Genomic DNA, 22278 nt, shown 5'->3' with positions numbered 1-22278 from the left:
CGTCTCACGCCTTCAACGGCAGCGTGAAGCAGAACACACCGCCGCAGCCGGCCACCTCCTTCGGCCAGATGCGGCCGCCGTGGTCTTCGACGATGTTTTTGCAGATGGAGAGGCCGAGGCCGGTGCCTGTGGGCTTGCCGTCGGTGAAGAAGGGCGTGAAGAGCTTGTCCACGATGCCGGGCTTGAACCCCGGGCCGGTGTCCTCGACCTCGGCGTAGATTTCGCGCGGGTTCTGTTCGAAACGCACCATGATGCGGCCGCCGTCGGGCATGAAGTCGGCGGCGTTGTTGAACAGGTTGAAAAAGACATGGTCGAGGCGGCGGGTGTTGAGCGGCAGAACAATGTCAGGCGCGGCGGCCTGCACCTCGACGACGACTTTTTTGTTCTCCAACTCGTCACGCGTCTGGTCGATCACCTCGGCGAAGTAGGTGGCGAAGTTCACCGGTTCCAGTGCATGCTGGGTGGACCCTTCGCTGACACGCAGCAGCTCGTTGAGCATGTGGGTGAGGCGCTGCACCTGCTGATGAATGCGTTTTTTTGCCTGCGCCCGCAGTTCCGGGCTGGCGCGTTCGGACGCGGTGGCATCTGCGGCGAGGGCGATGACGCTGAGCGGATTCTTCAAATCATGCACGATGGAACGCGCGAAACGCCCCATGAGCGAAAGCCGCTCGGCCTCAAGCATCTCATGGACAAAGTGGCTGTTCGTCTCACGCATGCGCAGGCTGAACGCATGCAGCAGCGCAAAGACGAGCTGCGGCGACTGCTCCATAAGGTCGGTGACCTGGTCACGTGAAACAAACAACAGACGCGAGTCCTGCTGCGCCGTCGCCGTGGCTGAACGCGAAGCGTTGTTGATGATGGCCATCTCGCCGAAAAAATCACCCGCCGCAAATTCACGGAGCGCATGCTTGTTTGATTGGCTGACGAAGGCGGATATGCGCACCAGACCATTGAGGATGGCGTAGAGACCGTCACCGGGATCCCCTTCTTCGAAGATTACCTCGCCGGCCCGATATTCACGAACAACCGGCTCAACCTGCTGCTGCTTGAGCTCAGATTCCAGAAGACTGACAAAGGTGGCTCTGCACTCGGCGGAAATCATGGCTCGCTTTGGAAAGCTCAAAACATGCGCTCCGACACCGTGATGACATCGCCGGGAATGATAACAATCGGCTGCTGGTCTGGCTGTGTGGCATGTTTTTTCAAATCGAGGGCATAAACCTGGCTTCCACGTTTCAGCAGCACCTTTGACTGCCGGGCGAGGCGTGTGTAACCGCCCGCCAGAGCAATGGCTTCCTCGACGGTGAGGCGCGGCTCCACGCCACGAGGGAAATTATAGCGGCCGGGCTGGGCGACCTGACCCAGCACGGAGTACGCCAGGCTGACGTACTCGATGACCTGCACCTGCGCCCGTGCCTTGACGAGAATCTTGTTGTCCACAGCGTAGGAACTGAGTCTGGATGCGAGCGCGGAGGGACTCGAACCAGCGGCCCGGATCTCGGCGTTACCTTCGGAGGACAATGTCGGGACGTTGATCATGCCGTTCCAATCCACCCGTGCCTGCTGTCCGAGATCGGGCTCACCGGCGAAGGTGATGCCCAGCAGGTCTCCCGGCTGGATGGAGTAATGAGCCGCTGATGCCGGCGGCGGCGGCGGCGGCGGCAGTTCGCTCTTCGAAGCACAAGCAGAGAGCAATAAACAAAGTCCCAAAGCCGACGGGCCACACGTAGTTGGAAGCTTCATGGAATTGTGGTTACTGGATTGATTCGTAAGTGTCAATACAAAGGATTGTGAATTGCCTTGACGATTTCCTCCCATATCCACTTAATGATTTGTGGAATTACGCGCTGCATTTCTGCTGCCCGGCAACCTGATGGCCATCGTGCTCACCTGCACGGCCGCCACGGCTGCCACTCCGCTCAAAAAAGAGGCGGCACCGCGATATTCTGACGGCTTCGTTTCATTGCCAGGACCATTGGGCTTGATGGAGCCTTCCACATTGCTCCCACCGCCGGATGACGGGACCACGTTTGTCACACTTTCGAAGTCCTCCAGACGTGCAGCCAATCCCGATGTGGATCTCACCTCAGAACCCCGACGCTGGCAGAGCGCCGCCTCGTCATCTGGATTTCAGCCGTACACCTGGGGATTGGCCGGCGACATCAATGCGAACGTCGCACTAGGCCTGCAGTCCACGTTGTTCTACACCGACAACATTGATTTCCTGACCAGCAATCGCAAGAAGAGTGAAACTGTTTTTGAAATCTCCCCGGTCATCAAACTCGACCTCGGCGATCCTCAGGGCTGGATCAGCGGGCCAAACTCAGGCCGGTCACAGTACTACACCAGCCTGCTGTATGTGCCGACCTTCTACTACCATTTAGGGGAGGAGGTGGATGATTATGCCCAGCACTTTCTCTGTGAAACAGGGCGGGTGAACGAGGTTTCACGCTCTGTCCTGCGGTTGGAGTATGATGAACGCATTCTGGCGTCTTCGGAAAACACCTCCCCTGAAATGAACTACACCTTGCTGGATGCCTCCGCATTGCAGGAGTACAAGATTACGCCACGAACAACTTTGAGAGGCAAGGGAACCTACCGGAAACTGACCGTCGCACAGGCCACCTCCAACCGGTCTGAATGGATAGGTGATCTTGGCTTGAACTGGGAGCTGTCGCCGAAGACGAAGCTGGGGATTGGCAGTGAGTTTGGCAGCATCATCTACGAGCAGCGTGCCCTGGGAAGCCAGAACTACCAGCAGGCGCTGATTTTGATCGATTGGAGACCCACGACGAAATTCGGTTTCAACACCCGCACCGGCATCGAATGGCGCGAGTTCCAGCGCTCCCCGCCGCAAAGCATGAAAACCAGCCTGGTGACCATGAGTTCGGTTTACTGGCAGGTTTCAGAGAAAACCCGGATCAACACCAGCCTGCGGGTGGCCAACACCCCGTCGGTGCTGGCGCAGGGCGCACTGTTTCGCCAGATACGTTTTGGGCCGGACATCTCGCACGATTTCAGCCCCCACTTTTACTCCACCGCTGCTGTGCAGGTCATCCGCCGACTTTATGACACCGGCAGGCGCGACTGGGAGCCCATGCTGCGCTTAGCGCTGGGGTATCGTGGTGAAATAGACCGTGAGTACAACCGGACCAACATCGAGCTGTTCTACCAGTGGCATCAACGCACCCGCAGTGATGTGCAGGGAGCCGACGTCAACCGTTCCCAGGTGGGCGTGCAGCTCACACGCTATTTTTAACCGGCCCGTTCACGCATGAGCAACGCAGCACCAGATGCCGGCCCGGAACGCTTCCTGCGCACTGACCATCTGCATCAGGATCTCAAGGGCCGGGCGGTGCGTGGTGGCGTGATCACCCTGCTCGCACAGGGTGGTAAGTTCGCCTTCCAGCTCATCAACATGGTCGTGCTGGCACGCCTGCTCTCGCCGGACGATTTCGGCCTCGTCGGCATGGTGACGAGTTTGGTGGGTTTCCTGACCATTCTCAAGGACCTCGGTCTCTCCGCTGCGACAATCCAGCGCCCAGAGATCACGCACGCACAGGTCAGCACATTGTTTTGGGTGAACACCGGCTTTGGTCTGCTGCTCGCCCTGCTCACGCTCGCCGCTGCTCCTCTGGTGGTGTCTTTTTATCACGAACCGCGATTGTTTGTCGTCATCTGCACGCTGGCGGCGGGTTTTGTCGTCTCAGGGCTCTCAGTGCAGCATCAGGCGCTGCTGCGTCGTCAGATGCATTTCGGCACGATCATGAAGATCGACCTGCTCGCGCTTGGCTGCGGCACCACGGCGGCCGTGGTGGCTGGCTGTCTTGGTTACGGCTACTGGGCGCTGGTGTGGTCGCAACTCGTGCTCATGGGCGTGACGACAATCTCATCGTGGATCGCATGCGGCTGGCGTCCTGGCACGTGGCATCGCAACTGCGGTGTAGGCGAGATGATTGGCCTCGGCGGCTGGCTGGCGGCATTTCGCATGGTGAGCTACTGGATCCAAAACGTGGACAATGTGCTCATCGGCCGTTTCTGGGGCACGCAACAACTCGGCTACTACATGCGTGCTTATCAACTGCTGGTCATGCCGCTTTCACAGATCAACCTGCCCATTGGCGAGGTGACGGTCCCAGCGCTCAGCCGCATGACTGACGAGGCGCGGAGTTATCGTGACGCCTACGGCAAGGTGTTGCAGATGGTGCTGCTGCTCACGCTGCCGGTGATCGTGGTCACAGTCGGCGCGGCGGATTGGGTGATCGAAGTCGTTCTGGGAAAACAGTGGATCTCCGCCGCGGAAATCTTCATGTGGCTCGGCATCATGGCCTTTGCCGAGCCCGTGCGTTACACCACCAGCTATCTGTTCATCTCACAAGGGCGCACGCGGGAGATGTTTTTTGCGGAGCTCATATCCAGCGTCTTTCTCATCGCGGCGATTGCCATTGGTGTCGTTTATAGCACCAAGATGGTCGCGATCTGCTTCGCGATCTCCAGCCTGCTCATCCGCACCCCCATTGTTCTCTACTATGTGGGACGCTCCGGGCCTGTGCCGACGGGTTATATCTGCAAAACCGCCGTCCCGCTGATTTTGGCCTCACTCGCAGCGCTGGCGGCCTTGTACGGCTTCCGTCACTCGCCGCTGGTCTCGCTGCCATGGATCAATCCCTTTATCGGCGCGGTGCTGGCCACGATCATCACCGGAGTTGTTTTCCTGCTCATGCTCCTTCTTCTTCCCGCAGGCCGTTCTTCGCTACCCGGCGTGCGCGAACTGCTGCCCATGCTGCGCAACCGTTCCAAAAGCAAAGCCACCTGATCTTCTCACCTCCCGACGATGCCATGATTCAGATCTCCAAGACCAGCTTCGGACAAAACCTCGCCGCATGGCTGCTGCTGGCACGTCATCACCTGCGGCACCGCTTGCGCAAGGGTGCCAAACGGGCGCTCGACATCACCTGTGGTTCTCTGGTGGTGCTCATGCTCTCACCGCTACTCATCGCCGCCGCGCTGCTCATCATCATCGTCGATGGCCGTCCGGTTACCTTCGCGGGCAAGCGCGTTGGGAAACTCGGACGCCTCTTCCCGATGATGAAATTCCGCACCATGCGTCGTGATGCGGAGGCCATCGAAAAGAAGATTCAGGAGCATAAGATCAGCAAGACCGCCCAGCACTTCGTCGATCCAGAGAACGAATCCGTGCTGAAGCTGCGCAAGGCGCTGCTGAAATTCTCGGACGAGGAGAAATATCCGAACGACCCGCGCATTCTCCCGTTTGGCAAGTTCATGCGCAAGTTTTCCATCGACGAGCTGCCGCAGCTCTTCCACATCATCAATGGCGACATGAGTCTCGTCGGCCCGCGTCCTTTCGCGATGTGGGAGGTGGCGGAGTTCACGCCGCGCGATCTGCTGCGCCACAAGATCAAGCCCGGTCTCACCGGCCTCTGGCAGGTCAGCAACCGCAGCAAGATCACTCATGACGAAGCGATCGGCCTCGATTTGAAGTACGCCGCCAGGCAAAGCCTCTGGCTGGACCTTAAAATCCTTTTCATGACCGTTCCAATTGCGCTCAAAAACCGAGGCGGCAACTGACCTCTTCCCCCGACAATGAACGCCGACGCCATTCTCCGCAACAAGTCGCCTATTCTGCTCAACAACGAGCCATTTTTTCTCTGGGAGATCGGTCACAGCCGTGTCATTGAGCATTGGATGGATCATCTCTTCCGCAGTAACGCCTCGCTGACTCTCTGGCTGGAGGAACATGACGCCAAACTCGCCGCTTTTGTTGCCGAGACCTTCCCCCTGTGCAAGCGGGCCGCGATCAAAACTGGACTGCCTGACGCCGCCACGGACGCCTGCACCTTCGCAGATTCCGAAGGCGTCATTCAACTTCAGCGGGGCACAGCGCTCGTCTCCTGTCTGCCTGACCAGCCCGCCACAAGGACCTGGTTCGCAATTGTCAAAAAGTGGCTTCTGGAACTGCACAAGTTTGGCACGCAACTGCCCGAACTTGAGACACAGATCGCGCCCGGAGTCGTCATCGGTCATCACTGCAGCATCTCCAAGGACACCGTCTTCCATGCCCCCTGTTGGATCGGCAACGGCTGCACCATCAGTGGCGCCGCCATCGGCCCAAATGTCGTGATCGGGGAAGAATGCGTCATTGCCACCGGTGTGCATGTCACCGATTCTTATGTTCTGCGCCGCAGTTTCATCCGCCCGAATACCCGACTTGATGGCGTCGTGGTAACACCTGAAATCATTTTGGATCATGCAACGGGAGAAGCCGCCGCCCTGTCATAGCCTCACATCATGAACAGCGCCGCTCCAACGGACCCTCCCCCGTCCCACTCCCCCCTCCAGAAGTTGGAGGAGGGCGGAGCGCTGTCACACTTTGCCTCCAGCATCGCGCACGAGGTGTGCAATCCGCTCAGCCAGATCGTACTCGCCACCGATCTGCTGGCCGGGCCGCGGCCCATGACAGATGACCTGCGCAAAAAGATCGTCGCCTATTTGCGCCAAGGCTCTGAGCGCATCGACAAGGCGATGAAAAGCATGCTTCAGACTTGTGCACCCATTGAGACCAGCATGACGACCGAAGACGCCAACCATCTTGTTGAAGCCGCTCTCAGCTCGCTCCTCTTGGACGGCAAGGTTAAGATCGAAAAGCACCTAACACCGGGTCTTCCGACCGTTCTGGTGGACAAAGCGCACATGACCGATGCTATTGCAGGTCTGTGCACCAACGCCCTCGACGCCATGCGGCCCAATGGTGGCACACTCACCATCACCTCCTCCGCCAAAGTTTTCACCAGCAGCGAACGCGAAGGCTGGCAACGGCAGTCCTGGTTCCGCGCCGGCGACCATGCAGTGGTCATCGAGATTGCCGACACCGGCCACGGCATTCATGAGAGCCAGATACCTCTCATCTTCGAACCGTTTTACACCACCAAGACAGCCGGCAAAGGCGCAGGGCTGGGCCTCACCGTGGCAAAAAAGATCGTTGATTTGCATCATGGGCGACTAGAGGTAGGCAACCGACCGGAAGGTGGCGTGCTGGCCGTTTTGACCTTGAAATCCGCCATACAATCTTCACTCCCAACCGACTCATGAGCGACTCTCCCGATTCTGCGAAGAAGAAGATCCTGCTCATTGATGACGAACCGTTCATCACCAGCCTCATGGCCATGAACCTGGAAGACACGGGCCGCTATGAGGTCCGTGAGCAGAACGACTCGCTCAAGGCGCTCGACAGTATCATGGACTTCGTTCCCGACCTCGTCGTGCTGGACGTCATGATGCCTGATCTCGACGGTGCGGACATCATCTATCGTCTGAAGAATGATTCGCGGCTCAAGCACATTGCCGTCGTCTTTCACACTGCGACGGTGCGCGAGGCTGAGTTGCACGCACACGGCGGCATCATCAGCGGCTTCCCCTTCCTTGCTAAACCCGCCACGACCGACCAGATGATCGAGTTCATCGAAAAACATCTGCCCAAGTAGCCAGGTTCAGCGCCTTGTCCCCACCCGGCGGCGAACGCCGCCTGGAATCTGCACCACCGCCATTTCGATGCCAGAACGTATGGAACCCAACCCGGCTGGCGCTGACGCCTCCCTGCATGTGCATGGCAGGGTGTTCGTGAAGGTCATCTCCTCCGGCCTGGTGAGCAAGGCCCTGGGCGCGGTGCTGCAACTGGCCTCCATTCCCCTGGCCATCCGCCACCTCGGAGCAGATGGCTACGGGTTGTATTCCCTGTTCATCGCACTCTTCATCCTGCAATCCCCCGCGCAGGTGTTTGGTGGACCAAACCTGACCTCCCTGCTCTCCGGCACCAGGCTCGATCACAAGAACTCGGATGTGATCCGCACCTCGCTCACGCTCACCTTTTACGTATCGGTCATTGGTGCGGTAGGAGCCTCGCTTTTCACCTTTCTGTCCCCCAGCTTCGCAGGGTCGGTAAGATCCTCTGTGCAGGAGCACCTTCTGGGGCTCCTCATGTTTGCACTCAGCCTGGTCATGCGTGCGGAGTGCAACTCCTTCATCCGCATTGAGACCGCAGCTCTGCAGGCGCACCGGTCCTACCTCTACAACGGCCTCGGCAACGCGCTGGCCGCCGCCATGCTCCTGCTGTTTCCGTTCTATCCCAGGATCTGGTTTCTCATCACCATCACCTGTCTGGTTCAGACACTGCCGCTGTACTTCTACAGTCTGCGCGAGCTCAGGTCGAACTACCGCATCCGCGAAGGGGCCGTTCAGATGGAGATCTGTAAGACGCTCTTCTTCGGCGGCTCGATCTACCTCATCTTTGAGTTTTCCTCCAATCTCCCGCGCGAACTGCTGAAGTTTATTCTGGACTCCAAATCGGGGGCCGCTGATCTGGCAATTTATTCGGCGCTGATGAGCATCTCCCTGCTCATCCGCAACTCCGCCACACTCATCTTTGGCCCGATGATCCCCGCCATCAAACAGGCCCTGGAACAACACCAGGGTGCATGGATCCGCCGCGCCTATCTCATAACCGTGCTGCTCAGCGCCACTCCGCTGATCGTAGCGGTGTTTCCTGATGCGCTGATCAGCCGCGGCAGCAGCCTGTTGTTTGGCCATGGGCTGCTGGTAAACCGCTGGCACGTGATCAGCGGGGCGTATTTTCTCGCCAGCCTTCTGATCAAATACTGGGGCGCCTATTTTCTCATCGGCATGCATGAGCGGCGGTTCCTGCTCGTCACTTCCGTCACGAGCCTCGCTGCGTTCGGTGTTGCCGCGTTTGCGTTCACCGGCTGGGGGGCCACGAACGCCTTCATCATGCTGGCCACGGTGGACATGATTTTCTTCAACCTTCCCGCCACCTTCAAAATTCTCCGCACGCCATGAGAGTCCTGTACTTGATGAAGACTCAGGACTCCAATCTGGGCGACCTGCTGATCAACAAACTGCTCATCGATCTTCTGGCCGAAAGAGCAGACTGCATGCTCTTTGATGTCTCCGGTGTCTCCTATAAGTTTCGTGAGGCCGTGACAGCCGATGTCCCTTCGCCAGTCATCTTTTCAACCCGACGTGATCTCGGCTACTATTTGAAGCTGCTCCTCTGCCGAAAGTACTTCGATGTCATCATCGCCCCTCCCGGACATGCCGGCAAAGCGGGCTGGCGGCATGTGGTTCCCGTCGTTTTTGCCTTTTATTACCGCCTGCTCGGTGTGCGCTACATGCGGCTCGGAAAATCCATTCCGCACAACACGGGCCTGGGAGCACTGCTGGAAAAGATTCTTGTGCTGATCTCCCACCACACCCTGGTGCGCGATCAGGGCAGTCTCGAACGCGTCCGAATGTTTCAGAACCAGAGAAACATTTCATGTGCACCTGATCTCATCGTCCTGCTCTTCGGCAAAGAACCGCCGGCAACCGGCAAACACGGACTCATCGTCTCTTTTCGTTTCGACTATTACCCGGAGGAGAAACGTCCGGCATTCGTGAAGCAGGTCGCTGAATTGGCGGCCCACTATGCAAGACAGCACTCGCTGCCGATCACCCTCACGTGGCAGGTGGAACGGGATGAAGCCTGCGTGCGTGCCGTCGCAGCAGAACTCAACGCCATGGGCCTCGGAACCTCTCTGGCCGAGGTCACCCTCGGCAATCTCGCCCACACTTACCGCGGTTCATCGCTCATCCTCTCAAACCGCCTCCATGTGGCACTCACCTCCCTCTGCCTCGGAGCCAACGCCTGGGCCGTCTGTGATCCGACCAAAGATCACAAGATCATCGACGCGTTCAAAGAGCTGAAACTTGGCGAGCGCCTCCTCGGCATCGACCAACGTACCGACTTGATGTCCGACTCCACGGCTCCGGCGAGTCTCCAGTCCGCACGTGACGCATTGCGGGCCGCCATTCTGGCATCATTAACATAGCAGCATCCTGCAGGCTGCGTTTTGGTGTCTGATCACGCCATTGGCGCTCGCCGGGCTGTTCCGCGCTCGTTCACTTATTCCGCGCAGCAGGCTTAATCACCATAAATAAACTGACTGGGCAAATGCTTGTTATTTCATTTGGTTGGAGAGCTTGAAACGCTAGTGTTCGGACATGGGCGCGTCCCCTTCTCCTCCGCCGAACGGTTTCACCGATGTGAATCATCAAAGGTTTCTGGAAGTTCGTTTTTTTGGTTCTCTCGACGGACTCCGCTGCTTGAGCATTCTCGCAGTTGTCTGGCATCATGCCTGGCGGCATCACGGACATACGGACAGAACCGGCCTGTTGGATCGAGGTCATCTGGGTGTCAGCCTGTTTTTTGCCATCAGCGGTTTCCTGATCACCACGCTCATTCTCCGCGAATTGCGGGAGCACGGCGAGTTCTCGCTGCGTCGGTTCTACATGCGGCGCTCGCTGCGCATATTCCCGCTCTACTACTCGGTACTGCTCGTTTATGTGACCGCGGTCTGGGTGCTCGACCGCCACACGAGTGCCGGGAAGCAATTTTATGACAACCTGCCCTATTTTGCGAGCTACACTTCGAACTGGTTTGTCCAGCTGGACGGTCGTGTCATTTTCTACTTCGCGTGGTCTCTTGCCACTGAAGAACAGTTTTACCTGTTCTGGCCCTTTATCGAAAAGGCGTTCAAGGGGCGTAGCCTGGCAGTGGTCGCCATGTGCGTCTTGGTGGCGACGAGCATCGCCGCTTCATCAGGACTTTTGAACAGCGCACTGGGGACGAATTCATTTCCGCTCACAGTTCTGGACAGTATCTCCACACCGATCTGTCTGGGGGTGCTTGCAGCCCACCTGCTCCATTCCCCGGCCGGCTTCCGCATCGCCTCAAAATTCGCCTACCCCAGATACGCGAGCCTGGCATGGGCGGGGGCCGTTCTCGTGCTGGCAGCTTTGCCGGAACTGCATGAAATCCCCATCGCCATGGCCATGGCGGGGCTGGTGACGTCGTGCGTCATTCGCGAGGACAATAGCCTGTCCGCCCTGTTGAAATTCGGACCAGCCCAAGCAATTGGCAAAGTGAGCTATGGTATGTACTTGATGCACATGCTGTGCATGAATCTTGCCGCCAAAATCCTGTCCAAACTGCATATCAACAATTCGCTCACTTTGTTCGCACTGGCCTCAGGAATCGCCTTCACTGCGGCTTGGTTGAGCTTCAATTACTACGAGTCGTTCTTTCTCAGGCTGAAGAAAAGATTTTCCAGCTAGAGACCAAGCCGGCACACAAAAACTTGATGCATTCTTCTTATGCCGCTCATCTGGCCCGGCGCTGCTTGACCGCGTCCTGAACGACGTGAATCAAAAACAAAGGCCCTTCGATCAGATAGCGCTTCCACAAACGTCTCGGCTCACGTGACATGCGGTAGAGCCACTCGAGCTTGATCTTCTGCACCCACAACGGTGCACGTGGAAACATGCCCGCCGAGAAATCAAGAAACGCCCCGACACCAACTCCCAGTCTCGCACCTGCCCGCGCCTGATTGCACGCCAGCCAGCGCTCCTGCACCGGATTGCCCATGCCAACGATCAGCACGTCTGTCCGCGCATCGCGAATCCTCTGCAACAAGTTGTCCAATTCCTCCTCTTTGAAGAACCCCGCGTGCGTCCCGCTGATCTCCAACGTGGGATTGTCCGCGACAAACTTCGCAGCCGCCTTCTCCGCCACGCCGGGCACGCCTCCCAGCAAAAAGACACGCCAGCCCTGCTCCGCCGCCATTTTCAGGATCAACGGCGTCAGGTCAGTGCCGTTCAGATTCGCCGGAAACGACCGCCCGCCCACGATCTTCGCCGCCAAGGACACACCGATGCCGTCGTTCATCACGATCGCAGCCTCCTGCACGATCTTGCGATATTCGGGATCCTCCGTCGTCAGTTCCAGCGTGTGCGCGTTCACATAGATCACCAGCGCCTGCCCTCCCAGCTCCGTCAGATACTGGATCTCCGCGATCGCCTCCGCCTCCGTCGCACACACGATTGGGATGTCGAGAATGGTGAGGGTGGGCAGCCGGTGCTTCATGACTTTTTCTTTCCTCCGGGAACAAGGGGAACGAGCAGCGCGGCGGCGAGGGTGGCGGCGGTCATTAGCGGCTCATAGAGAAACATGCGCATGTCGGTCTTCATGGCCTGCCACATGAAGCGGCGGCAGTCGGCGGCCTGGCGCATGGAAAAGGCGCGGCGCGCATAGTTCCGCAACTGAAAGGCCTCCGCCAGTTTCGCAAACTTCTTTGCGATGTCGGGCGCGTACTGATACGACTTCCGCCAGGTGTGCAGGCAGGCGTCGTAGTGCTTGTCCAGCTTGTCAGACAGACTGCCGGGAGTGACCCGATAAAACGTGAGCGCCTCGTTGATGCCTTCGAGCTTCCATTTCCGCGGCGGCGTGAAACAGATGCGCAGCCAGCAGTCCACGTCGTTGTTGCGCGGCTTGTCTTCGTCAAAGCGATGCTCGTCGAAGACTTCGCGACGGAACACGGGGGTTGAGCCGTTCGTGATCGGATTGCGGCAGTAGAGGTAATAGTCGCTAAGGTTTTGGGTCTTCGGAAAGCGACAGTGCAGCAGCCTGCCGTCGAGCGAGACGAACTGCGTGGCGGAGTAGCTGCAGCCGACGCCGGGATCATTCTCCAGGTGCGCGACGTGCTTTTCGATCTTGGCTGGCGCCCACCAGTCATCACCGTCGGTAAGGGCGATGTATTTTCCTTTGGCATGGTCCAGACCGTGATTGCGCGCTGCAGACGCGCCCTTGTTGGCCTGCACGAGCAGCTTCACCCGCGGATCACGCTTTTCATAGTCACGCGCCACATCGGTGGTGCCGTCCTTCGAACCATCATCGACGACGATGATCTCCAGGTTCTTGTAGGTCTGACCGATCACCGAATCCAGCGTCTGCGCCAGATACGGTTCCATGTTGTAGCAGGGAATGACGACTGAAACGAGCGGGGTGTCCATAAGGAAGAAGTAGGTTTCAGATGAAAGCCTCCCCAGGCGGCGGTGCGGAACGGTGGTGAAGAATGGTGGTCAGGGACAGACCGATAAACAGAGCCCCAAACACGGCAAAAACGACGCGTGCTCCACGAAAGCGGTCCTCCGGTGCGGCTCCGACTTCAGGCGGCACCACCACTCGCAGCGCCGTTTGATGAAGCTGCTGGTAGGTCTGAATCTCAGCCCGGCGCAATGCGATCTGCTTGAGCTGCTCCCGGATCATCTCCGCGCGCAGCTGCAGGGACTCATATTCCGGCGAAAGCAGCGTGGCACGCGCAGCAGAGAGTGCCTCTTCCCGTGTCTTCATACGTCTTTCGATCTCCTCCGCAGATTGATCCAACGCCTGCATCTGCGAACGATACTGGGCCGCCGCGCCGGAGACAAACTGCCTCAGTTCGTCCTCCAGCGCCCGCACCTCGGAAGCTGTCTGCTCATAGTCCTTGCTGCTTGTCCCCTGGGTGGTCGTGACGCGGGCCATCTGAGCCTGCTTGGCTCCCAGACGAGCACGCAGGTTGGCGTAACCGGCGTTGGTGGCGAAGAGTTCCTCCTCGACACTGCCTCTGGCAGTCTCCCTGCCTTCACCCGTCAGTGTTTCGATCCGGCGCAGGATGCCGGCCAGCCGCATGCGCTGCTCGGTGATGTCGGCGAGCGTCGATTCCATCTTAATGACAAAGGCCGAGTAATCGACCGGCAGATGCACATCCATCTTCACCAGTTTTTCTGCGAGCTCATGGCGCTCTCTGCCCAGATCAGCCGCGGCCTTGTCCAGCACTCCGAGCAACTGCTGTGCAAGGTCGCCGCGCATTTCGCGGCGGATGTCATCCTGCACCTCCAGGACTGCCGCCACCAAGGCCAGGGCGTCGTCGCGCTTGTCACTGCGCGCCAGTACTTCGATGACGGTGCTGCCCGGCACAAGATGCGCCATCACCGAATCCGCCGCCTTGTCCATGCCCGCCTCGTCATCCGGCCAGCCGAGTTTTTGAAGCGCACGGCGCAGCGTGCCGCTGCTGGTCATGCGCGCCACCATCTCCTGAGGCAGCATGCGGTTGCCATAGGCGAAGTCCACGCGCACAAAACCGGCCATGCCCGTGGGTGCGACATCCAGCGGACTGATCTCCGCACGCGCCTGCGCCAGCCAGCTTTTTGGCGCGAACCAGATGACCGACACGGTGATGACGAGCACCACCATGGTCACGCTCCATGCAAGGAGACTTGTCTTACCTGCCCGCCACATAGGTTTGAAGTTTGGAGACCAGACCGGCACTTAGCACACAATGCATCAGGCCAAAGAAACCGCCTACAAACAGGCCGACAGCAAGAGCGCTCACGATCTTCAGTTTCGAACGCCCCTCCGGCACGTAGGGGTCGGAAAAGCGCTGCATCGTCACCGGCCTTGCCGCCGCATAGACGGACAGCTCGGTGAAGCGCGTGGAAAGCTGGCTCAACGAGCCCTGCAGGGCGTCACGCTGTGACTTGAGCCCCACATAAACAGGATCGAGCGAGATGTCCGTCTTGCGCGCATTTTCCTCAGTGGCGGCAAGTTTCGCCTGAAAGTACTTCACCGCCTCCTCATTGTCCTTCAGCCGCGAAGCGAGGCGCACACGCTGCATGGCGAGCGTGTCCGAGATGGCGCGCTTGGTGGTTTCCACCTCCGCCTGCGCCGCCTGGGTATTTGGATTCTCCGAGCCGTAGCGGCTCTTCAACGATGCGAGCTGTGACTCCTGGTCCAGGAGCTTGCGACGTGCCTCGGAGAGCGTGTAGTTGCGCTCCTGATCATCAAACTCAAAGCCGCTGGGCAGCTCCCCCTTGCTGTTGAATGCGGCGATCAGATCCGCCGCCTGCTGGAGACGGCTTTTGAGAGCGTTCTGCTCCACCTGCAGTTCCGCCAGCCGCCGCTCAGAATCGGCGATGGCCATTGTGATCGCCTGCTGACGTTCGTTTTCGTCGCTGATCATGATGCCTTTGTCGATGTTGAACTGAAGAATGCGGGCGTTCACGTCGTCCAGCTCCTTGCGCACCTCCACCAGACGCGTGCTCAGCGCCTCCAGTGCGTTGCGCGCCGTAGTCTCACGCTTTTCGGCGTCCACACGGATGGCCTCGTCGATCAACGCATCGGCAATGGCCGCCGCGCGCTTCGGCGAGTCAGCCGCCATCTTGATGGAAATGATGGCCGAGGTGTCGCGTGTCTTCACATTCAGATCGTCGGCGATTTGCGTGGCGGTGATACCGCCGACAGTCTTGGCCGCACGCTCACGTACGCGCAAAGACTGGAATGTCTGCGCCGCCAGCTCGCGGTCCACGCTGCCCATGAGCGAAACTCGCGCAAACTGCGCCAGTCCGGTGGAGGACAGCGTCTCGCTGATGAGCGCCACCTCGCCTTCGCTGACGTATTTGCCCGTAATCTGCTGGTAGGCCACCCAGCCGCCGACCAGGCCCAGCGCGAGCCAGACGGTGAGAATGATGGTGAGACGAATCAATTTCATGGGGTGAGGAGCGCGGGTTGCAAAACAGGAGAGGAAACACGATCACGGTCACGAAACGCCACCGCGCCGATGAAAACAAAAATTGGCCAGAAGTACACGAACAGGTCCTTGAGCGACTGGGAGTATGAATAAAACATCAGCGCCGTGGCAATGCACAGAACACCACGATAGTACGGATGCGTACCTCCGCTCATGCCAAACACCCAGGTGAACAAAATGGGCGCTACCGTGAAGCAGAAACCCACCGCACCACGTAAAAACAGCATTGCCCCCAGCGAGTCGAGATCGCCGATGTACACCTGATTGACGATCTGGCTGCCGGGAACAGTTTCTCCCGCCCCCAGCACCGCACGATCACCATACAGCCAGTTTTCAAAAGCGATCGCGCGCAGGTTCTCGCGGTCCTGCGAAGAATTGAGCCGCGCCGAGTGCACGGCTGACGCCGCCTTCTCACTGAAGTTCAGCAGAGGTCCGGTCAGGGCGGCCACCGCCAGAATGCCCGCCCCCGTGGCGAGAAAAAAGTAGCGCCGCCCAAAACCAACGATCACATAGATCATGACGCAGGTGAAACTGGCCAGCATGCCCATGCGTGAATAGGTGCAGACCAGCAGAAGCACCCAGCCGATGACACCGATCCACTTCAGAAGCGAATTCTTGACCACCAAAGTGAGCATGAGAAACATGATCGCCATCGCTCCGGCGAACGGTGCATAGGGCGTGAAAGCCACCAGCCTCCACTCTTGGTCGATGCGATAGGCTGGTGCGAGGAAATGCACGCTGAACAGCTCTTTGTTGCCAAAGAGAGAACTGGGGATCAGCGCCTTGTACTCGATGAGTGGCAGGATTTGAGCACCGGTCAGCACGAACGCGACGAGGCAGTAGATCAGCGTCTGCACACCGAGCAGCGTGGCAGCCGAGGCAATGACCGCCGGGCGAATCAATCCGCCCACCAGCGGCAAAAAGGCCCCCAGCGCATAGGTCAGAAACCACCACGGGATATGTTTGAACCCCAGCCCGTGCATGTAGAGAGACAGCAGTTCCTCCACCAAAATGCCCGTGCAGCTCAGACACCACACCACTGCAAGCAACGGCGGTCGGATGCCGTCACGCAGCCACGTGAAAAACGCCAGCACAATCAGCGGCCACGCCAGCAGCAACGGTGCGACCGGCCCCAGACCGATGAAGTAGAGCACATACGGCGACAGACTCCCCCAGAAGAAGACTTTTTCGATAAGACTGTTGGGCGGCGTCATAGTCGAAATTAGGGAAAGGCTTGAACGAGAATCCCTGCAATCCCCATCAAAGCCGAAAATACCCGGGCCGCGCAATCTTTTTGTGCCTCGCCAACAAAAGAGCCGCAGCAGGCATTCCTGCTGCGGCTCTGCGACAGATTGAGTCCCCGTTACTTCTTCGCGTCGGCGCCGGCGAGGATCTTCTTTGCCTCGTCCGCGCCAATCTCGCGCACCTTCAGGTTGCGCCAGCGGATTTCGCCACCGTGCGTTTGCAGCATGATCGGGCCTTTGGCAGGCAGCGGCTGCGCTTTGTCCCAGTAGTTCTCCATCACATTGCCATCGACGACGAGCTGGTCGTTAAGCCACACCCAGGTGCGTGCACCGATCTGGCGGATGCGGAAGCTGTTCCACTCGCCAAAGGGCTTGTCCGCCACCACGAGAGGATCGCGTCCTGGCGTGTCCGGCGTGTTGTTGAACAGACCACCGGAACCGAGATGCGGACGACGCGTGGGCTTGGCCGGGTCAAAGACCTGCGTCTTGTCCCAGATCTGCACCTGTGGCGTGCCACGCAGGTAGATGCCGCTGTCGGCACCGGCGACGGTCTTGTATTCGATGAGAAACTCGATGTCTCCGAACTCCTCCTCCGTGGTCGCATAGGGACCATGACCGTCATTGACCAGTTCGCCGTTTTCGACCTTCCAGTTCGTGGCGAACTCGTCGCGCATCTTCTTCAGCGCCTCGGCCTTCTTCTCGCCTTCAAGCTTCACCACCGAATGCGGGTTCAGACCGTACCAGCCGGTGAGGTCCTTGCCGTTGAAGATCGGACGGAATGCGGATGCAGGCGTCGCCGCCGGAGCTGATGCGGCAGGCGTGGACGCAGCCGGTTTGGCGGCTTTGTCACAGGCAGTGAGGGATATGACGAGCGCAAGGCCGCCGAGGGTGAGTGTGCTGAGTTTCATGGTGTGTGTCGGTAAAAGATGACAGGGATCACTTCGCTTCCTTGAGCTTCGCGATGAGATACTCGGTCGTGCTCTTGTATTTCGTGTCTGTGGCACCGGGATAATACACTTCGCAGCTCACGCCGTTTTCTTTGCAGTGCTCCTGCAGTTTCACACCGAAGTTCGCCGTGTGCGTGGGATCCTTCTGCTCCTGGCCAATGGCGGGAGGAGCGCTGAAGGAACAGTAAACCGGCGGATCGTCGGAGGTGACCAGCGCGTAGGGCGAGTACTCCTTGATCCACGGCAGGATGCGCTCACGCGCAGCCACGAAGTCGTCGAAATTCTTGAACTCGCCATTCTTACTAAACGCATGACCGCCGTACTTGCTGTTCGGCGTCCACTCGCGCATCTGCTTGGGATCGAGCGTGGTCTGCGGCCCGTTCACTGCAGCGCAGAAGAGACGCGTCGATTCACGCGCGATGGGATCGCTGCTTTTCGGATCGGCCATGTCATCGTGGAAGGCCAGCCACAGGCTGCTGCACGCGCCCGCGGAGCCACCGCTCGCGCCGATGCGCGTCTTGTCGATGTTCCACTCCGCCGCCTTGCTGCGCACGGTCTGCAATGCGAGCGCCGCATCAGTCAGCGGCGCCTTCACCGGCGGCACCACGTTTTGCGACTGCGAGATGTAGCGATAGTTGATCGAGACGACGGAGATGCCCTCCTTCAAAAACGGCTCCACCGAAATTCCCGCCTTGTCACCGGCCATCCAGCCGCCGCCGTGGATGAAAAACAGCAGCGGCGTCGGCTTGTCCGACTTCGCCTGCCAGAAATCGAGCACATTCCGCTCATGCGGCCCATACTTGAAGTCCGCGACTGTTTTCGGCGGATTCTTTGGATAAACCTTCTTGGCCGGAGCCTTTTTGGCGGGAGCTTCGGCTTTCTTAGCCGGCGTGTCCGCGGCAAAGGCAAAGCCTGTGAGCAGGAAGAGGGAGAGGACGAGTTTCATGGTTTGGTTCGGATTGGATTGCGTTCTACTTTTTCAAAGTCTCGATCAAAAACTCAGAGATCGACTTGTGCTTCACATCCGGTGCGCCGGGGTAGTTCAGTTCGCAGTGTGTGCCGATCTCGCGGCAGTGTTCCTGGAGCTTGACTCCATAGTTCGAGGTGTGCGTCGGGTCTTTCTGCGGCTGACCGATGGCAGGTGCGGTGCTGTAGTTGAGATAGACGGGCGGATCATCTTTCGAGACGAGCTCGTACGGCGAGTACATCTTGATCCATTTCAGTACCGACTCGCGCTTCTCCAAAAACTCGGCGAAGCGGGTGTCGCGTGACTTAAGGTTGTTCGGATCCATGAATCCGAAAGCGTGGCCGCCGTAGCGGCTGTTCGGGGTCCATTCCTTGAGTTGTTTCGGGTCGAGGGAGGTCTGCGCACCGCTCACCGCCGCGCACCAGAGGCGTGTCGATTCATGGGAGATGGGATCGCTGCTCTTCGGATCAGCCATGTCATCATGAAAAGCGAGGTAGAGGCTGCTGCATGCGCCGGCAGAACCGCCGCTGGCGCCGATGCGCTGCTTGTCGATGTTCCATTCGCCTGCCTTGCTGCGCACGAACTGCAGGGCGCGTGCCGCATCTTCGAGCGGCCACTGCACCGGCGGCATCACCCCTGCGAGCTGCGCCTGCCAGGAGTAACGGTAGTTGATGGAGACCACGGAGATCCCGGCCTTGAGACAGGCTTCGAGCTCACCCACCTTCGATTTGTCTCCCGCGACCCAGCCGCCGCCGTGGATGAAAAACAGCAGCGGCGTCGGCTTGTCCGACTCGGCCTTGTAGAAGTCGAGCACCTGACGCTCATGCGTGCCGTAGGCCACGTTCGCGATGGTGGGAGCGCGCGAGGGTTTGGGCGCAGGTTTGGCGGCCGGAGCGGCGGTCTGCGCCTGCAAGGAGACGGCGAGAAGGAACGGGAGGAGGGTCAGTTTCATGGTTGGATTGGAAATGCTGCGTTCGACGCAGCAACGCTGATGCGATCTGTTGGAGAGAGACATTTTCAAACGCGAAAAACACCACGTTTGATCATTGCGAAGGAGGACTCCTGAAAACTCACACTTCCGGAAGCTCAAACCCTGCGGCGTATTCCTCCTGCGCCAGCTTGTTCGCCTCGGCGGCAAACTCGCCGGTGAAGACCTCGTTCACCGGATCGAAATCAAGCCATGGACCGACAACGACCTGATCGACGTTGGTGTCGATTTGATTCGCCGCGAGCGTGGCGAGCATGTCCTCAAACATTTCCTGGCCGAACTTGTCGCCCTGAAGGCGCTCTTTGATCTCCTCATTCTTCATCGCCTTCCCGAGGCGATAGGAGGTGTTGGCGAGGTGCGACAAACACGCCGCCTGCTGTCCGTGGCGGATGTGCAGCACGTCCTTGGTGTATTTTCCGGCGCGCACGGAGTCGATGAAGTTCTTCATGTGATCCGGGCCCGTGAGGAAGTTCTCAAACTTCGTGATGGTCTTCCCGTCGTTGTCGTAGGCCTTCGATTCGGCCACGTAACCACCTTCGCAATGGATGATGTTACCGGTGCGGATGCCCTTGGAGTGCGGCTCGCCAGTTTTCTTGTCCATGTTTTTCGCCGGCAGGCCAAACATGTCCATAAGCAGCGGCACTGGCTCATACGGATGGAAGGCAAGCTGGCAGTTCGCGGTCTGACCGTCGTCCACATAGCCCCAGCGATGGCCGAGGCTCATCACGCGCTGCGGCAGCGTGGCGGGGTCGTTGAGCGCCCATCGTGCCACGTCGTATTGATGCGGCCCCTGATTGCCAATGTCGCCGTTGCCATACGGCCACTGCCAGTGCCAGTCGTAATGGAACTGCTTGCGCATGATCGGCAGTTCGGGGCGCGGTGCGGACCAGAGCTTGTAATCCACCGAGGCGGGCGGCGTCTGGGCGGCGTCAACCTTGTCGATGCTCAGCCTCATGCCGTGCACGAGCGCATGGGAGAGTTTCTTTTTGCCGATGTGTCCTTCATTCACCCACTGCATGGCCGCCGCCCAGCCGAGGTCGGAGCGGCGCTGCATGCCGTGTTGCACGATGATTCCTTTTTCCGCAGCCTTGGTCGCAGCCGCCATGAGCTTGCGGCCCTCGATGAGGTTATGGCAGACAGGCTTTTCGACATAAACGTGTTTGCCGTGCTGCAAGGCGGTCAGCGCAATGAGCACGTGGCTGTGATTCGGCGTGGCGATGGTTACGGCGTCGATGTCCTTGTCGGCGCAGCACTCACGGAAGTCGCGGTAGGTTTTGACCTGGATGTTTTCTTTCGCGAGAGCGGCCACCTGTTTGTCGATCACATCCTGATCCACATCGCAAAGTGCGACGAGGCGCACACCGGGAACCTTCAGCAGTTCCTTGATGTGACCACGACCGCGGCCACGAAAACCGATGGTGGCGACACGCACATCGCTATTCGCGCCGATCGGCGCAGCCCACGCGGGCAATGACACGGCTCCGGCGAGGGAGGTGGCGAGGAAACGACGACGGGAAGTGGCGAACGTGCTCATGGTGCGTGCTATAACGCGGGCCAAGCGCCTGCCTTTGCGAAGTTCAATTCCAGACGAGTTGGTCGAAAAAGAGAACAGAAGTGAAAAAGGCCTGTGAGGAGGAGATGGCAGGCATCTTTTGACATTTTTCCTCTTTTTCGGGTATTCACTACTTATGCAGCCTCTGCCCACCCTCAGTGAAATCGAAGCCGCCAAGGCGCTCATTCGTCCTCACATCCGCGAGACGCCAACGTATCGCTGGCCGCTGCTCGAAAACGGTCTCGGGCTCGAACTGTGGATGAAGCATGAAAATCACACGCCGGTGGGCGCCTTCAAGATTCGCGGCGGACTCGTGTACATGGACGAACTCAAGCGCCGGGAACCCGGAGTGCGCGGAGTGATCGCGGCGACGACAGGAAATCATGGTCAATCCATCGCGTTCGCAGCAAGGCTGACAGGGCTTCGTGCCGTGATCGTCGTGCCGCATGGCAACAATCCGGAGAAGAACACAGCGATGCGCTCGCTCGGAGCCGAACTCGTCGAGCACGGCCGTGAATTCCAGGAAGCGCTCGAGTACTCACGCGAACTCGCCGCCAAAGAGCAACTGCACGCCGTGCCGTCGTTTCATCCCTGGCTCGTGCGCGGCGTAGCGACGTACGCGCTGGAGCTGTTTCATTCCGTGGCGGATCTGGACGCGGTCTTCGTGCCGATCGGGCTCGGTTCGGGATTCTGCGGGATTGCCTCGGCACGTGAGGCGCTGGGTTTGAAGACAAAGATCATCGGAGTCGTGTCCGAGCATGCGCCTGCGTATGCGCTGTCGTTCCAACAACGTCAGTTTGTCGAACAGTCGAGCACAACTCGCGTGGCCGAAGGCGTGGCATGCAAAACACCGAACAAGGAAGCACTGGAACTCGTGATGTGTCATGCGCACGAGATCGTGACCGTAAACGACGACGAGGCCATGGCCGCGATGCGTGAGATCATCCAGGCGACGCACAACATCGCCGAGGGCGCCGGTGCACTGGCCTACGCGGCGTTGAAAAAACACCGGGACGCCTGGCAAGACAGGCGGGTCGCCTGCGTGCTCACTGGAGGGAATGCGAGCATGAGCATCCTGCGCGAAGCGCTTCAACACTGACGCGG

The 22278-nt window shown here is 59.1% G+C and carries 21 protein-coding genes; 10 read left to right on the top strand and 11 right to left on the bottom strand.

What is annotated here, in order from left to right; all coding sequences use genetic code 11:
- Positions 1-4 precede the first annotated feature (4 nt).
- Both KDL09_RS13595 and KDL09_RS13590 read right to left on the bottom strand, forming a co-directional pair.
- A complete protein-coding gene (locus tag KDL09_RS13595; RefSeq protein WP_294385989.1) occupies positions 5-1102 on the bottom strand; it encodes an ATP-binding protein in 1098 nt (365 codons plus the stop codon).
- Positions 1103-1119: 17 nt separating this feature from the next.
- Complete coding sequence (locus KDL09_RS13590) at positions 1120-1743, bottom strand: polysaccharide biosynthesis/export family protein (protein ID WP_294385986.1); 624 nt, start codon at positions 1741-1743, stop codon at positions 1120-1122.
- A 91-nt stretch (positions 1744-1834) separates the two neighbouring features.
- Here KDL09_RS13590 and KDL09_RS13585 point away from each other — a divergent pair, with 91 nt between their 5' ends.
- From KDL09_RS13585 to KDL09_RS13545, 9 genes are all read left to right on the top strand, one after another.
- A complete protein-coding gene (locus tag KDL09_RS13585) occupies positions 1835-3259 on the top strand; it encodes a hypothetical protein (RefSeq protein WP_294385983.1) in 1425 nt (474 codons plus the stop codon).
- 15 nt (positions 3260-3274) lie between these two features.
- Positions 3275-4816, top strand: coding sequence for a lipopolysaccharide biosynthesis protein (locus KDL09_RS13580; protein ID WP_294385980.1), 1542 nt, complete (start codon positions 3275-3277; stop codon positions 4814-4816).
- A gap of 23 nt (positions 4817-4839) precedes the next feature.
- On the top strand, positions 4840-5589 hold the full coding sequence (locus KDL09_RS13575; RefSeq protein WP_294385976.1) for a sugar transferase: 750 nt from the start codon (positions 4840-4842) through the stop codon (positions 5587-5589).
- Positions 5590-5604: 15 nt separating this feature from the next.
- Positions 5605-6300, top strand: coding sequence for a hypothetical protein (locus KDL09_RS13570; protein WP_294385973.1), 696 nt, complete (start codon positions 5605-5607; stop codon positions 6298-6300).
- Between the two features lie 9 nt (positions 6301-6309).
- Positions 6310-7110 carry a HAMP domain-containing sensor histidine kinase gene (locus tag KDL09_RS13565; protein WP_294385969.1) on the top strand — a complete coding sequence of 267 codons (801 nt, stop codon included), beginning with the start codon at positions 6310-6312 and terminating at the stop codon, positions 7108-7110.
- A complete protein-coding gene (locus KDL09_RS13560) occupies positions 7107-7502 on the top strand; it encodes a response regulator (RefSeq protein WP_294385967.1) in 396 nt (131 codons plus the stop codon). Before KDL09_RS13565 ends, KDL09_RS13560 begins: the two co-directional genes overlap by 4 nt.
- Before the next feature lie 67 nt (positions 7503-7569).
- Positions 7570-8871: a hypothetical protein gene (locus KDL09_RS13555; RefSeq protein ID WP_294385963.1), complete on the top strand. Its 1302-nt coding sequence runs from the start codon at positions 7570-7572 to the stop codon at positions 8869-8871.
- Positions 8868-9902 (top strand): polysaccharide pyruvyl transferase family protein, encoded by a 1035-nt coding sequence (locus KDL09_RS13550; protein WP_294385960.1) that lies wholly within the window; start codon positions 8868-8870, stop codon positions 9900-9902. Before KDL09_RS13555 ends, KDL09_RS13550 begins: the two co-directional genes overlap by 4 nt.
- A 172-nt stretch (positions 9903-10074) precedes the next feature.
- Positions 10075-11187, top strand: a complete 1113-nt coding sequence (locus KDL09_RS13545; protein ID WP_294385959.1) for an acyltransferase — start codon at positions 10075-10077, stop codon at positions 11185-11187.
- Between the two features lie 46 nt (positions 11188-11233).
- Here KDL09_RS13545 and KDL09_RS13540 read toward each other — a convergent pair whose 3' ends face one another.
- The 9 genes from KDL09_RS13540 to KDL09_RS13500 all read right to left on the bottom strand — a co-directional run bounded on the left by KDL09_RS13540 (position 11234) and on the right by KDL09_RS13500 (position 21156).
- A complete protein-coding gene (locus tag KDL09_RS13540) occupies positions 11234-11995 on the bottom strand; it encodes a WecB/TagA/CpsF family glycosyltransferase (protein ID WP_294385956.1) in 762 nt (253 codons plus the stop codon).
- Positions 11992-12921 (bottom strand): glycosyltransferase family 2 protein, encoded by a 930-nt coding sequence (locus tag KDL09_RS13535; RefSeq protein WP_294385954.1) that lies wholly within the window; start codon positions 12919-12921, stop codon positions 11992-11994. Before KDL09_RS13535 ends, KDL09_RS13540 begins: the two co-directional genes overlap by 4 nt.
- A 16-nt stretch (positions 12922-12937) precedes the next feature.
- Positions 12938-14143, bottom strand: a complete 1206-nt coding sequence (locus tag KDL09_RS13530; RefSeq protein ID WP_294385952.1) for a hypothetical protein — start codon at positions 14141-14143, stop codon at positions 12938-12940.
- Between the two features lie 28 nt (positions 14144-14171).
- On the bottom strand, positions 14172-15437 hold the full coding sequence (locus KDL09_RS13525) for a hypothetical protein (protein ID WP_294385949.1): 1266 nt from the start codon (positions 15435-15437) through the stop codon (positions 14172-14174).
- Positions 15434-16765 (bottom strand): hypothetical protein, encoded by a 1332-nt coding sequence (locus KDL09_RS13520; RefSeq protein ID WP_294385948.1) that lies wholly within the window; start codon positions 16763-16765, stop codon positions 15434-15436. Before KDL09_RS13520 ends, KDL09_RS13525 begins: the two co-directional genes overlap by 4 nt.
- Positions 16766-16839: 74 nt before the next feature.
- Positions 16840-17628 carry a DUF1080 domain-containing protein gene (locus tag KDL09_RS13515; RefSeq protein ID WP_294385946.1) on the bottom strand — a complete coding sequence of 263 codons (789 nt, stop codon included), beginning with the start codon at positions 17626-17628 and terminating at the stop codon, positions 16840-16842.
- Positions 17629-17656: 28 nt separating this feature from the next.
- A complete protein-coding gene (locus tag KDL09_RS13510) occupies positions 17657-18613 on the bottom strand; it encodes an alpha/beta hydrolase (protein WP_294385944.1) in 957 nt (318 codons plus the stop codon).
- Positions 18614-18638: 25 nt separating this feature from the next.
- Entirely contained in the window at positions 18639-19586 is a 948-nt protein-coding gene (locus KDL09_RS13505; protein ID WP_294385942.1) for an alpha/beta hydrolase, read from the bottom strand.
- A 118-nt stretch (positions 19587-19704) separates the two neighbouring features.
- Positions 19705-21156: a Gfo/Idh/MocA family oxidoreductase gene (locus KDL09_RS13500; protein WP_294385940.1), complete on the bottom strand. Its 1452-nt coding sequence runs from the start codon at positions 21154-21156 to the stop codon at positions 19705-19707.
- 163 nt (positions 21157-21319) lie between these two features.
- Here KDL09_RS13500 and KDL09_RS13495 point away from each other — a divergent pair, with 163 nt between their 5' ends.
- The gene (locus tag KDL09_RS13495) at positions 21320-22273 is read left to right on the top strand and encodes a threonine dehydratase (RefSeq protein WP_345781089.1); all 954 of its coding nucleotides are present in this window, start codon (positions 21320-21322) and stop codon (positions 22271-22273) included.
- Positions 22274-22278 lie beyond the last annotated feature (5 nt).

Origin of the sequence: Prosthecobacter sp. (genome assembly GCF_020439865.1) — a bacterium.
Lineage (GTDB): Bacteria > Verrucomicrobiota > Verrucomicrobiia > Verrucomicrobiales > Verrucomicrobiaceae > Prosthecobacter.
This window is presented reverse-complemented; position numbering and strand designations above follow the sequence as displayed.

Bases quoted from the DNA above. Each gene is read 5' to 3' on its own strand.
- KDL09_RS13595 (WP_294385989.1), bottom strand. From the start codon at position 1,102: ATGATTTCCGCCGAGTGCAGAGCCACCTTTGTCAGTCTTCTGGAATCT.
- KDL09_RS13590 (WP_294385986.1), bottom strand. From the start codon at position 1,743: ATGAAGCTTCCAACTACGTGTGGCCCGTCGGCTTTGGGACTTTGTTTA.
- KDL09_RS13580 (WP_294385980.1), top strand. From the start codon at position 3,275: ATGAGCAACGCAGCACCAGATGCCGGCCCGGAACGCTTCCTGCGCACT.
- KDL09_RS13575 (WP_294385976.1), top strand. From the start codon at position 4,840: ATGATTCAGATCTCCAAGACCAGCTTCGGACAAAACCTCGCCGCATGG.
- KDL09_RS13570 (WP_294385973.1), top strand. From the start codon at position 5,605: ATGAACGCCGACGCCATTCTCCGCAACAAGTCGCCTATTCTGCTCAAC.
- KDL09_RS13565 (WP_294385969.1), top strand. From the start codon at position 6,310: ATGAACAGCGCCGCTCCAACGGACCCTCCCCCGTCCCACTCCCCCCTC.
- KDL09_RS13560 (WP_294385967.1), top strand. From the start codon at position 7,107: ATGAGCGACTCTCCCGATTCTGCGAAGAAGAAGATCCTGCTCATTGAT.
- KDL09_RS13555 (WP_294385963.1), top strand. From the start codon at position 7,570: ATGCCAGAACGTATGGAACCCAACCCGGCTGGCGCTGACGCCTCCCTG.
- KDL09_RS13550 (WP_294385960.1), top strand. From the start codon at position 8,868: ATGAGAGTCCTGTACTTGATGAAGACTCAGGACTCCAATCTGGGCGAC.
- KDL09_RS13545 (WP_294385959.1), top strand. From the start codon at position 10,075: ATGGGCGCGTCCCCTTCTCCTCCGCCGAACGGTTTCACCGATGTGAAT.
- KDL09_RS13540 (WP_294385956.1), bottom strand. From the start codon at position 11,995: ATGAAGCACCGGCTGCCCACCCTCACCATTCTCGACATCCCAATCGTG.
- KDL09_RS13535 (WP_294385954.1), bottom strand. From the start codon at position 12,921: ATGGACACCCCGCTCGTTTCAGTCGTCATTCCCTGCTACAACATGGAA.
- KDL09_RS13530 (WP_294385952.1), bottom strand. From the start codon at position 14,143: ATGGTGGTGCTCGTCATCACCGTGTCGGTCATCTGGTTCGCGCCAAAA.
- KDL09_RS13525 (WP_294385949.1), bottom strand. From the start codon at position 15,437: ATGAAATTGATTCGTCTCACCATCATTCTCACCGTCTGGCTCGCGCTG.
- KDL09_RS13515 (WP_294385946.1), bottom strand. From the start codon at position 17,628: ATGAAACTCAGCACACTCACCCTCGGCGGCCTTGCGCTCGTCATATCC.
- KDL09_RS13510 (WP_294385944.1), bottom strand. From the start codon at position 18,613: ATGAAACTCGTCCTCTCCCTCTTCCTGCTCACAGGCTTTGCCTTTGCC.
- KDL09_RS13505 (WP_294385942.1), bottom strand. From the start codon at position 19,586: ATGAAACTGACCCTCCTCCCGTTCCTTCTCGCCGTCTCCTTGCAGGCG.
- KDL09_RS13500 (WP_294385940.1), bottom strand. From the start codon at position 21,156: ATGAGCACGTTCGCCACTTCCCGTCGTCGTTTCCTCGCCACCTCCCTC.